The organism is Pseudomonas sp. sp1636, from assembly GCF_030376615.1.
Classification (GTDB): Bacteria; Pseudomonadota; Gammaproteobacteria; order Pseudomonadales; family Pseudomonadaceae; genus Aquipseudomonas.
Genome location: NZ_JARRAB010000003.1, coordinates 240,447 through 254,231 on the forward strand (window position 1 = coordinate 240,447; position 13,785 = coordinate 254,231).

Genomic DNA, 13,785 nt, shown 5'->3' on the forward strand with positions numbered 1-13,785 from the left:
GGGCTCCATCCTCTCAAGAGCTGGAGCCTCCGGAAAAACCGGGGCGGTTCACTGCACCTGGCCCAAGCGAAGGGGGATGAGTCCCCAGGTTCAGGTTCAGGTTCAGGTTCAGGTTCAGGTTCAGGTTCGGCGCGGCCAGTACCGCCGAGTCGAAGCGTCCTGATTATTTAAAGCTCAGCACGTCTTGGGTCAAATCATCGATTACCGAGCGCAGATCATCCGCGGTCACCGCCTGTTTGTCGTTGCTGAGTGTCTTGCCCATGCCTTTGCGTACGACCCGCAGAACGGGCTGGCCGGTGGCGCTGTCGACCAACTCGCCTTCCAGATACAGCTCGGTGTTCTGGTCACGCTTGCCCGCCGCAGTCATTGCTCCGGCAACCAGCAGGGCTACCGGAATCACTTCATAGGGTTTGAGTCCCTGGGTGGCAGCACCGACGCCGGTGATCGCGCCACGGAACACCAGCGTCCGCGCCCCAGAGTTGGGGCTCGCGAGCTGCAGGCGCTTGGAGAGTGCCCCGCTCAGACGAGTATTGGTGTAGTTGAGCAGGTCGTTTAACGTCTCCTGGCTGAGGCGGTCGCTAGGCAGGGGCGTCGGGTAGAAACTTACCGGCTGGAAAATGACTTTATCGTAATTGGCGACATTGAAATTCGGGTCGACCCAGCGCATTACGGTATTGCCGCTGGCGGTCTGGGTTTTAGTTAATCCGTCATAGCTGGAAAGAAAACCGGAGTGTTCCGACTGGCTGACGGTTTTGCTGGCGCATCCGCCGAGCATCATCATGGCGGCCAGCAGACCGCCGAGCATTACGTGCGTTGTTTTCATCGGTGACGCTCCTTGCCAATGGTTGTGATGGATACCGAGAGTGACGCGCTGTGAGTGCCGTTGGATCGAGTGTCCAGCCCTGCTGTCGATTTTGATGCCAGACAGGTATGGCTATGTTGGGGAGTAACAAGGTGAATGCTGCGCGCAAACCCCCGTCATCCGGATCATTCCTGCTGCTGTCGAACCAATAACCTGGGCCGATCTGCAAGGTCAGAGGCTGTCCGGCCTCCTTCAGCAGTTGAGTGACAGTCATGTCGACCGGCACTGATCATTCCTTGCTCCGCTAATCATAGACGGACTCTGTGTTGACACCGAAAGTCGTGGAGGTTTTCGTCCGCTAAGTGCCAGCGTTTATAACGCTAATTTTGTGAAGCCTGGGTGGCCTGAAATGCTCGTCTAAGTGTCGACGAGGAAGCGTTCGCGCCGGGTCTGGTTACGTTTTCTGGCGTGCTCGGCATCGGAAAACTCATCAGGCCATGGGGCAGTGCTCGGGTTCAGCGGATGCGCTCTTTCAGCCGCTCGGAGGGGACTTGCTCGGAGTTTCCCTAACAGCAAGAAACGATAGGTGCGCTAAACAGCCTGTTTAGCGTGCCCTTCCCTGCGAATCATGACGGTCACATCGGCAAGTGAGCAAGGAAGCCGGGTGGCGGGATCGATTTGCATGGGCGCGATCACCGGTCGGATGGCTTCGGGGCGTCGTTTGCAAGCAAGGCCTGTAGTTCTTCCGGAACCGGCATGGGCGTGAAAGCACTGACCTTGGAGCGGCCTGTATTGCCGATGGGCACCCAGATTTTGGAGAACAGCAGGGCCGCGACTATACGAGGTATTTGCCCCGCAACCTCGCGATAATCGCCAACCTGCCAGCCGAGCGTGAGCATCAGCCAGTGTGATCTGGCATGCAGCAAGGGCTGGCGCTGGGTCAGGATGTGCGTGCGCTCCAGCCATTGAAAGGCATCTGCACTGCGCATTTCCCGCATGGCGTGCTCGGCCTGTTGAAACGCTTGTTCAATCGCGAGTTGCAATGCTGCTTTCATCTCCAATCCTCCGTTCCTACTTTTTAAGAAGGCGCAGGCCGTTGAACACCACCAGCAGGCTGACGCCCATGTCGGCAAAGACGGCCATCCACATGGTGGCCTGACCCGTGAGGGTAATGGCGAGAAACAGGGCCTTGATCCCCAACGCCAGCACGATGTTCTGCTTGAGGATGGCTGCGGTTTGTTGGGACAAGCGGATGAAGGCCGGGATCTTGCGCAGGTCGTCATCCATCAATGCTACATCCGCTGTCTCAATGGCCGTGTCCGTGCCGGCGGCGGCCATGGCGAAACCGATTTCAGACTTCGCCAGCGCCGGAGCATCGTTGATGCCATCGCCGACCATCCCGACGACGTAGCCGCGCGCCTGCAATGCTTCAATGGCTTGCAACTTGTCGACCGGAAGGAGGTTGCCGCGCGCCTCGTCGATGCTTACCTGCTTTGCGATGGCTTCTGCTGTGTGCGGGTTATCGCCGCTCAGCATCGTGGTCTTCACCCCGAGCGCGTGAAGTTCTTCGATTGCTTCGCGGCTGGAGTCTTTGACGGTGTCGGCAACTGCGAACAGGGCAATGGCACGCTGCGGATCACATAGCACCACCACCGTCTTGCCTTGGCGTTCGAGGCGCTCCAGCGTCGCTTCCAGTTCCGCTGAACAGAGGCCAAGTTCTTCCACCAGGCGATGGTTGCCCAGGTGCAAATCCGTGGCCTCGATGGTGCCTCGTACGCCTCGACCCGGCAGGGCTTCGAATCCTTCAACGGTGGCAAATGTCAGCCCATTCTCAGTGGCATGCTTGGCTATCGCTTGCGAGACAGGGTGGTCAGACCGGCTGGCGAGGCTGGCGGCATGTGTGCGATAGCGCTCGGAGTCCTGCTCAAGCAACGGCATGTAGTCGGTCTGCACTGGCTTGCCATGGGTAATGGTTCCGGTCTTGTCGAGGGCCAGGAAGCCGAGTTTGCCGCCAGTTTCCAGGTAGACCCCGCCTTTGATCAGGATGCCTTTGCGCGCAGCCGCAGCCAGGCCACTGACAATGGTGATCGGCGTCGAGATGACCAAGGCGCAAGGGCAGGCGACAACCAGCAGTACCAGTGCGCGATAGATCCAGTCGTACCAGGGCTCGGCCATAAACAGTGGCGGCACAATGGCGATAGCCAGGGCGAATAGGAATACGACAGGGGTGTACACCTTGGCGAATTGATCAACAAAGCGTTGGGTCGGGGCGCGAGAGCCTTGCGCTTCCTCAACCGCATGGATGATGCGGGCCAGCGTGGTGTTAGCGGCGGCGGCCACGACCCGGTATTCCAGTGAGCCGGCCTCATTGATAGTTCCAGCAAAAACCGGGTCGCCGGGGGTTTTCTCCACAGGCAGGCTTTCCCCGGTGATGGGCGCTTGGTTGATGGTGGAGTTGCCAGCGGTCACCTCGCCATCGAGGCCGATTCGCTCGCCAGGGCGAACCCTCACCAGCGCGCCCACTGCGATGGTTTTAACCTCGATTTCAAGCCATGTGCCGTTGGCCTGCTGCACCGTGGCGCGTTCCGGGGTCAGCTCCATCAAGCCACGGATGGCATTGCGAGCCCGATCCAACGACTTCGCTTCGATTAGCTCGGCGACAGTGAAGAGGAACATGACCATGGCCGCTTCCGGCCATTGCCCAATCAGCACCGCACCGGTCACCGCGATACTCATCAGCGCATTGATGTTCAGGTTACGGTTCTTCAGGGCAATCCAACCTTTTTTATAGGTCGTCAGGCCGCACAGCAGAATGGCGAGCAGCGCCACGCCAGCCACCACCCACTCTGGCGCAAGCTCGGCGAAGTGCAGCAGTTCAGCCGATACGGCGGCCACGCCCGAAAGCGCCAAGGGCCACCAGGCCTTCTTGCGAGGGGCTCCTTGGCCGTCTTCGTTTAGTGGCGCTGAACCCTTAACCACTGGGGTGAAACCAAGGTCGCGAATGGCGTCCAATGCTGCTGGCAGTGCATCCGTTGTGTGGCGAAACGTCAGCACGCGCTGAAGCAGGTTGAACTCCAGCCCACTGATGCCGGGTAGTGAGGACAGCTTGCCGCGGATCAGTTTTTCTTCCGTTGGGCAGTCCATTTGCTCAATGCGAAAGCTGCTGAACTTGGCGCTGGGCATGGCATCTGCCGCGGTGGCCGTAACGGAGGAGCACTTAATCGTCTCGCTGGGGGCACAGCAGACATCCTTTAGAACCGCTTCAGATTTGTGTTCGTCACCGCAGCAGCCAGTCATGGAGGTATCCTCATTGGTCAATGCTGCAAAGTGAACACCCTAAAGCCACTACAGGGTCAAGCGTTTGTCGAAGAGGTGAGTTATGAAAATTGGAGAGTTGGCCAAGCTTGCCGATTGCCAGGTGGAAACGGTTCGCTACTACGAGCGCGAAGGGCTGCTGCCGGCCCCGGCCCGCAGTGAGGGTAATTACCGCCTGTACAGTAGCGAGCATCTTGAGAGGCTTACGTTTATCCGTAACTGCCGAACACTGGACATGACCCTGGAGGAGATCAGAAGCTTGCTCGCGCTGATGGATCGGCCAGAGGAAAACTGTGAGGGGGTGAATAGCTTGGTGGATGAGCACATCAAGCATGTGCAAACACGCGTGACCAGCTTGCTGGCGCTACAACAACAGTTGGTCGAGTTACGACACCGCTGCGCCTCTGAGCGGGACGTAGATGAGTGTGGAATCCTTCAGCGACTGAACACCGCTGGTGGAGTCAGTGCGCTTCCAGATAATGGCCACACCCATGTAGGGAAAAGCCATCGGCACTGATCAGTGCCTGGCTGTCTGTGAGCCGGGTTAGATACAGACCTGCCGCCTGAAATACGCGCAGGAAACATTGCCGGCGGCGGTTCTGGTTGCGTATTTCGATCCATCCAGTCTGGACTGGTTTGGTTACTACACTCAAAACCCCGTTCTCAAATCGCTCTCTATCTCCAAACCGATTCGCTTCTCTGATGGCAAAGCCTTTCCGGCCGTCCTGGGTCGAATTGGTCGTAACCGTTCTGGTGAACCCGAGGCTGTTTTTAAGCGCTCTGGTTGCGGATGGGCGTCTGCGGATGCTGGTAGCGCTGGGAGTCCCGTATTTACTGGTTTTCAGGCACAAAAAAAGACGTCCGTGGACGTCTTCGTTTGTATGTTTGGTGGGCCGGGGGGGGGAGTTGAATTCGCACGGTGTTGCTGTAGGAGGCTGTCTAAAACAGGATAGTTATGGGTATTAAAATGCCTTTTTGTGGGCCCAATAGAGTAATTCAGGCATTTAATTGCCTTTTGTCCATGGCTTGGCTAAGATTTTAGGCATTAAGTTGCCGGTAATCGCTATGCACAAGCTGACTCTACAAATCTATGCAGGTGGAAGATGGCAGGATGCCATGGGGGTTGGCTTCGAACAGCCTGACCTAGGGCTGGATGGGCCTTGTGCGTATGGATACGAGCAGAGCTATCTGGTGAGCTCCCTCGACGCTATCGGCAGTCGCCTGGATTGCGCGGTCAGTGCAGCTGTACCTCTGGGCTGGGACTCTTGGCGGAGTAAGAGGGCCCCTGCTTTTCTTTACGATATTTTGCCTGCAGGGGCGGCCAGACGCTTTTTGCTGAAACGCTTGAGTGGTGAACGTCCGGAGGGTCTGAGCTTAGATCTGTTCCTGTTGGGGCGCTGTACGCCTGCACCTATTGGAAATCTGCGCATCAAAGAGTCCGCAGACGCTATCGCGGGCAGTCCTGTGTTGGGGTTCACACGTCAGGAAGTGGTCAGCCGTGACTCACGCTTCCTAGAGTATGCCTATGAGCAGGGGGCTGCCATTGGCGGTGCTACTGGGGCGGGCGGTGAGGCTCCCAAGCTGCTGTTAACTGAAGACCGTCATGGTGCCCTGCACCCTGATGCTGTATTGCCGGATGCAGATGCTGCACAGCACTGGTTTGTGAAATTTGCACGTAACAAGGCGGGTCGGACGGATCAGGAAATTCTCCGTAGCGAGTATTGCTTCTATCGAGCGGTTCGGCGGTTGGGGCTCGATACAGTTGCCGCAGAAGGGCTGGCTTTGGAAGAGGGCAATAAGCCCAGCCTGTGGATGCATCGCTTTGATCGCGAAGTCAGTGTTGCAGGAGTGGGTCGAACTGCCGTTGAGTCGATGTACTCTCTGTCTGGTGTTGCTGAGGCTGGAAGCTATATGTCGCATTCAGAGGTGCTACGAAACCTGGTCGCGTTATGGCAAGGCGTTGGGCAGGCTGAGCAGGTTGGTGATTTGGTGTTCGAGTACATGCAGCGTGATCTGCTGAATCAGATTCTTGGTAATTCAGACAATCATGGTCGAAACACTTCCATCCTTAGGAATGAGCAGGGCATGAGGCTGGCCCCAATCTATGATCTGGCCCCCATGGTCATGGATGATGAAGGTGTCACGCGCACAACTAAGTGGCCGAAGCACATTGAGTTGGCGGGTGAGGTCGACTGGAGGGCCGCCTGCGATGAGACTGCGGAGTGGATCAGCTCTGATGAGCTATTTCAGCGGCTCAGGGCTGCGGCTCAAATGTTCCTGGCCTTGCCTGATTTGTTGAGTGCAGATGGGCTGCCCGCTGCGACAATGAACCACCCTCGCGTAGCGCTGCGGGATCTCCCTCAGCGGTTCAATAAGTGGGGGCTCATCTAATGGACATCCTTGAGCGCAACCGGATTCTCAACGAGTTACAGGAGCAGTTGGCTTCTGGAGAAATTACTATCGGGGTGGCAGTTCGGCGGTTACGCAAGGAAGTGACTGGGTTGCAGCAGGTAAGGTTCGCACAGATGTGCAAGCTTTCCCTGCGTGCATTGCGGCAGCTAGAACATGATGAAAGCAACCCAACCGTTCAGACCTTGAATAGTGTGTTTAATCCATTCGGCATGCAGGTTGGTATCGTGCCAAGGGTTTCACGCTGAAAGCATAAATCTGTGCGTTTCTGTCTGAAACGACAAACAGCTTCGGGTCGACTCAAACCTGTCACGACCGGCAGAAGTCGACCGATTCTGTTGAAAAAGTCGGGGCACATCCTCTCCGAGCGAGCTGATGAGCGTTTTATGCCCCCATATATGCCCCCCGTCAACCGTGGGATGCCCTGGGATTAGGTGGGAAGACGCGGGCAAGAAAAAAGCCGTAAAGCTTTTATTTCTCTAGGCTTTACGGCTTTTCTGGGTCTTCCTGGGAAGACTAAATGGTGGAGCCGGGGGGATTTGAACCCCCGTCCGCCAGTGTTCCACTTTCGGTACTACATGCTTAGCCGTGTCTATTGAGTTAATCCGCAGCCGCCCGACGGGCAGGGTGCTTTGGACGAGTTGTGTAAGTTTTAGCCGCTTCGTCCACAACGTACTACGCGGCGATCCTGTTCTGCATGACAATCACTTCAGGTTTACAGGCATCCCCTAGTGATCGCTGGAGCCGAAGCTACCAGAAGGACTAGTCGCGCCGCTTACGCAGCGAGAGCGTAGCCCTCGTAGTTTTCGTCATTGGCAACTATAAAAGTTGCAACAGTGGATTTACGACTTCTGTTACCAAGTCGGCATGCACCTAGAGTTTCACTACCGGCGTCGAATCCTAATCGGCCCCAAAGCTGTGTGACTTGAAGGTTGGACGCCTAGTGTACGGCAAAGGTTCCGTAGCGTCGACCGGGCAATCTTCAGGCGCACGCTGCCAGTCATGTGCAGCTATGATTGCTGCTTGAAGTGGGTGCAATGTCTTTGGGAAGAGACCTGATTATGCCGCGAGTATCGCGTTACCCCGTGCGCCAGTGGATTTGGCGCGCCTTTGTGCAGAGTGCCTTGATTCCGCTGATCCTGGTGGAGACGGTGTTGGTCACCGTGTATTTGCTGAGCAATGCGGCCATTCGCGATGCGCAAATCGGCCATCTGCAGCAGAGCGCTCTGGAGGACTTGTCCACGGCGGTGGCGCGCGAGGGGCAGGTGATCGACGGTCGGTTACGCTCGGTTGAGGCGCAGGTGCGGATTTTCCGTGATGCAGCGACTCATGCGCTGCAAAACACCGGCTTCCAGCCCGATGCGCTGGAACTCAGGCGGCATGTTTCGACCAGCAATGGGGTGTTTTATAGCCGTAGCGATGATGGCCGCGCGGCGTCGTTCTATGCCAACAGCACGCCAGCGGTGCAGCAGGATCACGTCAAGGCTCTGCGCTTGTCGCAAGTCGACCCGCTAATGCGCGCGATTCGCGACGCCAATCCGTTGGTCAGTGCGCTTTATTTCAATAGTTGGGACAGTTACAACCGCATTTACCCATTCTTCATGACCCCCGAGCAGTATCCCCATGACATGGTGATACCCAATTACAACTTCTATTACCTGGCCGACGCTCGGCACAATCCGGCGCGTGAGGTGGTGTGGACCGATGTCTATCTCGATCCGGCCGGGCAGGGCTGGATGATGTCGGCGGTGGCGCCGGTGTACCGCGATGACTTTCTCGAGGGGGTGGTCGGTCTGGATATTACTGTCGGCCAGATGCTCAGCGAGATCGGTGAATTGGACGTGCCTTGGCAGGGCTATGCCATGTTGGTCAGCCGCGAGAACAACATCATGGCGTTGCCGCAGGCCGGCGAGGAGGACTTCGCTCTGCACGAGCTGACCGAGTATTCCTACGCCGAGGCGGTGCGGCGTGAGGTGCTAAAACCCGAGGATTTCAGCCTTAACTCGCGTACCGATATGCAGCCGCTGTTGCAGGCTATGGCATCCGGTCAGGGTCGTGTGCAGGAGGTGATGCTCGGTGGGCGCAAGCAGTTGGTCGCCTGGAGCGAGATTCCGCAAACCGGTTGGCGTTTGCTGCTGGTGGTCGATGAGGAAAATATCTACCGCGAGACCAACCGCCTGGCCGAACGCTATTTGCAGATCGGCTACCTGTTGATCGTCGGCCTGGCACTGTTCTATCTGCTGCTTTTTGCCTGGATGTGGCTGCGCTCGCGGCGTTTGAGCGATCAGTTGGCTCAGCCGATTGCCGGTATCGTCGGCATGATGCGCCGACTCGGCATGGGTGATTATCACCCCAGCGCGCCGTCCAGCCAGATCGATGAGTTGGTCAGCATGGCGCAGGCTGTGCAGCAGGCCGGTGAGCAGTTGCAGGCCAGCGACAGCGAACGGAACGAGGCGCAGCGCATTCTGCAGCTGGTGCTGGAAAGCACCACCGAGAGCCTGTGGGAGGTGGATGTGCCGAGCGCGACGATCAAGCTCAGTGAGCACTTCGTCAAGCGTTTCGGCCTGAGAGTCGAGAGCATGCATTTCAGTGAGTTCAATCGGGGTGTGCATCCCGATGACCTGGAGCGCGTCCGCCATCTGCGCCAGTTATTTGCGATCAGTGGCGAGGATCGGTTCGAGGCCGAGTACCGCTATGCCGATGCAAGCGGTGAATACATATGGCTGCTCAGTCGCGGCAAGGTACTCGAGCGCGACAGCAGCGGCGGTGCCTTGCGCATCGCCGGCACCCATGTTGACATCACGCGGCTCAAGCAGGTGCAGGAGGAGTTGCGGCGAGCCAGCTTGGAGGCCCAGTCCGCCAGCCAGGCCAAGAGCCGTTTTCTGTCGAGCATGAGTCATGAATTACGCACGCCGCTGAATGCGATTTATGGCTTTGGTCAGTTGATCGAGATGGAGACGCAAGACAAGCTGGATGCCCAGCAGGAAGCGGATTATGCCCGTGAAATCGTGAATGCCAGTCGCCATCTGACCGCGCTGGTCGATGATATTCTCGATTTGTCGAGTATCGAGAGTCGTCGCCAGCAGTTGCAGTTGCAGGCGGTGGAGGTCGGCGCGTTGCTCAATGGCTGTGCCGAACTGGTGCTGCCGGAAGTACAGCAGCGGCACCTGCAGTTGCAGGTGTTGGCGGAGGTCGATGCAGGTTTGTATGTGCAGGCCGATGTGCGCCGCCTGCGTCAGGTGATGCTCAACCTGCTGTCCAATGCGATCAAGTACAACAGCCCGCATGGCTTGATCAGCCTGGGTTATGAGGTGCGCTCGGACTGCGTCCGTTTGTGGGTCGAAGACAGCGGTTCAGGCTTGACTCGCGAGCAGCAGGCCCAGTTGTTCCAGCCATTCCAGCGCCTGGGGCGGGAAAACTCGAGCATTCCTGGTACCGGTATCGGCTTGGTGTTGTGCCGTGAGTTGGCCAGCTTGATGGGCGGCGAAATGGGTTTTCACAGCACGGTCGGCAGTGGCAGCCGTTTCTGGATCGACTTGCTCAGCGCTGCGGCTCCTCTGGCGGCGACCGCGGTTGCGCCGCTGGTCGAAACGGAGCAGCCACAGCGTAAAGCCGAAGTGCTGTGTGTCGAGGATCACCCTGCATGCGTGAAGGTGGTGCAGGAAGCGCTGCGCGAGTTCGCCGATGTGCGCGGGGTTGGTTCGGTGCAGTGGGCGTTGGCCGAGCTGGAGGGTTGTACGCCGACCTTGCTGTTGCTCGATCTGGACTTACCTGACGGCGACGGTTTGCAGGTGCTGGATGCCATGCGCCGCGATCCGCGCCTGCGCGCGGTGCCCGTGTTGGTGATCAGTGCGACAGCCGATGAAGCGGTGTTTAGCGAGGCGCGTCGGCGCGGAGCGCAAGCATGTCTGGCCAAGCCGATCGACTTGGCTCAGGTACGCCGCTTGGCCCTGACTCTGCTGGGTCAAGGCCGTTGACGGGCGGTTATTCGCTGGCCTCAAGCAGTTGCAGGGCTTCGCCGAGCACCTGAACGGACTTGCTGTGATTGCCAGCCTTGTGCAGTTCTTCGCCTTCGGCGCGGAGCTTTTGCACTTGCGCCAGCACGGCCGCGTCGCTAGGGGGATGGCTCTGCAGCATGGCGTCGATTTTCGCCATATCTGCTGGGCAGTGCATGGCCCACAGTGAAGTACTGAACAGTGCCGTGATGACGAAAGCGGTTAGGCGGCGCATGGTGATACTCCTTTAAGCGGCTGGGAATCTCAGTATAGAAAGCGCCGCTGGCAGCCTTTGGCCGTTGGTCTGTTTTCCCTCGTCAGCCAGGTACGCCTGCGTGCCGCAGGTAATGGCTACAGAGCCAGATAAACAAAGCCCCGCAGGGCGGGGCAAGGTGATCAGTGCTTGGCGCGGGTCACTCTGTCCACCAGGTAGACCAAGCCGTGGTAGTCGATACCGCCGTGCTGGCTCAAGCCGATCTCGCAGGTGCGGCTGGTGCTGATGCCTTCGTCGCAGTGCTGCACTGCCGATTGCAGGCTGCGTAACGAGTGGGCGTTGAGTTCCGGGGTGGTGAAGCCTTTGTCGCCAGCGAAGCCGCAGCAGTGAATGCCTTCGGGGATCACCACCTGCGAGGTACAGCGGCGGACGATATCGACCAACCCCTGCGCCTCGCCCAAGTGCTGGGTGCTGCAGGTGACATGCACGGCCACGGGCTTGTCTTGCGGCTGGAATTCCAGGCGTTCGATCAATTGTTCGCGGATGAATTTCACCGGGTCATGCAGCTTCAGCCGCGGATCCAGGCCGTCCTGCAACAGGCGCAGGGTGCAGGGGCTGGTGTCGCAGTAGATCGGGTCGAGGCCGCCGCGGCTGGCCTTGAGCAGGGCGTCGATCAGTTCCTGGCGTTTGTGTTCGGCTTGTGCGGCATAACCCTTGGAGGCGAAGGGCTGGCCGCAGCAGAGGTTGTCCAGGCCGTCCGGGAATATCACCTGGAAGCCACCTTTTTCCAAGAGCGCGCGGGTCTTGTCGAGCAGCGGCATCTGCTCCTCGTCGTCGTATGCCGGACCCATGGCACGGGACACGCAGGCGGCCAGGTAGACCACCCGCGGGCGCGCGTCGCTGACCGGCGGGCTGAAACGGATCGGCTTTACGGCTTGCGGCATGGCCGGCGTCCACTGCGGCAGGCGGTCGCCGGAGACCTTGCGCAGGCCCGCCGAGGTTTTCGCCAGCAAGGGTGCGCCGAAAACCTTGCGCACCGTATTGACGGCCATCAGGCTCAGGCGGGTGCCTTTGAGGGCGGTGGCGTAGTGTTCGGCCAGCCAGGTGGCGCTGGCGGTATGGCTGGCGGTGCGGGCGCGCAACTTGCGCACCAGGTCGCCGGTGTTGATCCCCACCGGGCAGCGCTGGGCACACAGGCCGGTGGCGGCGCAGGTGTCGATGCCCTGGTACTGGTAGTCGCGTTCCAGGGCCGTGGTGTCCAGGCCTGCGCGTTTTTTCGCCTGGATGTCCCGCCACATGACGATGCGCTGGCGCGGGCTCAGGGTCAGGCCCTTGGAGGGGCACACCGGCTCGCAGAAGCCGCACTCGATGCACTTGTCGACGATCTCGTCGGCGGCCGGCAGCGGCTTGAGGTGCTTGAGGTGGATCTGCGGGTCTTGGCTGAGCACCGCGTCCGGATTGAGGATGCCCTGCGGATCGAGCAGGCGCTTGAGCTGCCACATCAGCTGGTAGGCGTCCGTGCCCCATTCCAATTCGACGAAGGGCGCCATGTTGCGTCCGGTGCCGTGCTCGGCCTTGAGCGAGCCACCGAACTCCACCGCCACCAACTGCGCCACGTCCTGCATGAAGGCTTCGTAGCGTGCCACCTGCTCGGGCGAGTCGAAACCCTGGGTGAAGACGAAGTGCAGATTGCCTTCCAGGGCATGCCCGAAAATGATTGCCTCGTCGTAGTGATGCTGGTCAAACAGCGCGAGCAGGCGATTGACGCCCTCGGCCAGTACCTCCACGGGGAAGGTGACGTCCTCGATGATGACCGTGGTGCCGGTCTGGCGTACCGCGCCGACGGCGGGGAAGGTGTCCTTGCGGATTTTCCACAGCAGGTTGTAGATGGCGGGGTCTTCGCTGAAGTCGACCTGTTTTTCCAGCGGGAACTCGCCGATCGACGCCATCACCTGCCCAAGCTGCTCGTGCAGCAGGCTCTGGCTGGCGGCGCGCGATTCGATCAGCAATGCGCAGGCGTTGCCCGAGAGCGCCTTGACCCAGTCCGGCATGCCTGGCTTGTTCTCCACCGAGCGCAGGCTGCGCCGATCCAGCAGTTCCACCGCGGACACCGGCTGTTGCTTGAGTACGGTCACCGCGCGGCAGCAGTTTTCCACATCGGGGAATACCAGCAGGGCGCTGGCCTTGTGCGGATGGTCATGCACCGTGTCGTAGGTCACCGCACTGATAAAGCCCAGGGTGCCTTCGGAGCCGACCATCAGGTGGCTGAGAATATCCAGCGGCTGGTCGAAATCGACCAGGGCGTTGAGTGACAGGCCGGTGGTGTTCTTCAGCCGGTATTTATGCCGGATTTTGCCGGCCAGCGCGGCGTTGGCGCGGGTCTGCCGGCCCAGTTCGGCCAGTTGCTCGAGCAAGCCGGCGTGGCTGGCGCTAAAGCGCGCCACGCTCAGCGGGTCTTCGCTGTCCACTACGGTGCCGTCAGCCAGTACCAGGCGCATGCCGGCCAGGGAGTGGTAGCTGTTGTGTGCGGTGCCGCAGCACATGCCGCTGGCATTGTTGGCGACTATGCCGCCGATCTTGCAGGCATTGATCGAGGCCGGGTCGGGGCCGATCTTGCGCTGGTAGGGTGCCAGCACGGCGTTGGCCTGGGCGCCGATCACTCCGGGTTGCAGGCGGATCTGGCGGCCCTGGCTGCGAACCTCCCGGCCGTTCCAGTTATCGCCCAAGACGATCAGCACCGAGTCGCTGATGGCCTGGCCGGACAGGCTGGTGCCGGCGGCGCGGAAGGTCACTGGCACTCGTTCGGCGCTGGCCAGCTTGAGCAGGTCGACCACTTCCTGTTCGGATTCGACCCGGATCACCAGCAGGGGGATCAGCCGGTAGAAGCTGGCATCGGTGCCGAAGGCCAGGGTCGAGAGCGGGTCGTCGAAGCGCCGTTCACGGGGGATCAGGCGCTCGACGGCGGCGAGGAAGGCGGCGGACAGGCTCATGGGCGCTCCGGAAGTCGTCAGTTATTTTGTACTTGTTTGTAGCCGCCAGCTTGCCTGCGA

Annotated in this window: 9 protein-coding genes and 1 other RNA gene; 4 read left to right on the forward strand and 6 right to left on the reverse strand. The window is 59.6% G+C overall.

Annotated elements, in window-relative coordinates:
* Positions 1 to 163: 163 nt before the first annotated feature.
* The 3 genes from P8H27_RS04645 to P8H27_RS04655 form a co-directional block, all read right to left on the reverse strand.
* Positions 164 to 823, reverse strand: a complete 660-nt coding sequence (locus tag P8H27_RS04645) for a DUF3313 domain-containing protein (protein WP_289635481.1) — start codon at positions 821 to 823, stop codon at positions 164 to 166.
* Between the two features lie 671 nt (positions 824 to 1,494).
* Positions 1,495 to 1,857: a DUF3703 domain-containing protein gene (locus P8H27_RS04650; protein WP_289635482.1), complete on the reverse strand. Its 363-nt coding sequence runs from the start codon at positions 1,855 to 1,857 to the stop codon at positions 1,495 to 1,497.
* 16 nt (positions 1,858 to 1,873) lie between these two features.
* The gene (locus P8H27_RS04655) at positions 1,874 to 3,985 is read right to left on the reverse strand and encodes a heavy metal translocating P-type ATPase (RefSeq protein ID WP_289635600.1); all 2,112 of its coding nucleotides are present in this window, start codon (positions 3,983 to 3,985) and stop codon (positions 1,874 to 1,876) included.
* A gap of 196 nt (positions 3,986 to 4,181) precedes the next feature.
* On the opposite strand from P8H27_RS04655, the gene cadR reads away from it, so the two are divergent.
* From cadR to P8H27_RS04670, 3 genes are all read left to right on the forward strand, one after another.
* The gene (gene cadR, locus P8H27_RS04660; protein WP_289635483.1) at positions 4,182 to 4,634 is read left to right on the forward strand and encodes a Cd(II)/Pb(II)-responsive transcriptional regulator; all 453 of its coding nucleotides are present in this window, start codon (positions 4,182 to 4,184) and stop codon (positions 4,632 to 4,634) included.
* A 548-nt stretch (positions 4,635 to 5,182) separates the two neighbouring features.
* Positions 5,183 to 6,508 (forward strand): type II toxin-antitoxin system HipA family toxin, encoded by a 1,326-nt coding sequence (locus P8H27_RS04665; RefSeq protein ID WP_289635484.1) that lies wholly within the window; start codon positions 5,183 to 5,185, stop codon positions 6,506 to 6,508.
* Positions 6,508 to 6,774, forward strand: a complete 267-nt coding sequence (locus P8H27_RS04670) for a helix-turn-helix transcriptional regulator (protein ID WP_289635485.1) — start codon at positions 6,508 to 6,510, stop codon at positions 6,772 to 6,774. Before P8H27_RS04665 ends, P8H27_RS04670 begins: the two co-directional genes overlap by 1 nt.
* A gap of 273 nt (positions 6,775 to 7,047) precedes the next feature.
* Here P8H27_RS04670 and ssrA read toward each other — a convergent pair.
* Positions 7,048 to 7,438: a transfer-messenger RNA gene (gene ssrA, locus P8H27_RS04675) on the reverse strand.
* 149 nt (positions 7,439 to 7,587) lie between these two features.
* On the opposite strand from ssrA, the gene P8H27_RS04680 reads away from it, so the two are divergent.
* Complete coding sequence (locus P8H27_RS04680) at positions 7,588 to 10,503, forward strand: ATP-binding protein (RefSeq protein ID WP_289635486.1); 2,916 nt, start codon at positions 7,588 to 7,590, stop codon at positions 10,501 to 10,503.
* Between the two features lie 7 nt (positions 10,504 to 10,510).
* Here the strand turns inward: P8H27_RS04680 and P8H27_RS04685 are convergent, their stop codons facing one another.
* Both P8H27_RS04685 and P8H27_RS04690 read right to left on the reverse strand, forming a co-directional pair.
* The gene (locus P8H27_RS04685) at positions 10,511 to 10,756 is read right to left on the reverse strand and encodes a hypothetical protein (protein WP_289635487.1); all 246 of its coding nucleotides are present in this window, start codon (positions 10,754 to 10,756) and stop codon (positions 10,511 to 10,513) included.
* Between the two features lie 161 nt (positions 10,757 to 10,917).
* The gene (locus P8H27_RS04690) at positions 10,918 to 13,725 is read right to left on the reverse strand and encodes an FAD-binding and (Fe-S)-binding domain-containing protein (RefSeq protein ID WP_289635488.1); all 2,808 of its coding nucleotides are present in this window, start codon (positions 13,723 to 13,725) and stop codon (positions 10,918 to 10,920) included.
* Positions 13,726 to 13,785 lie beyond the last annotated feature (60 nt).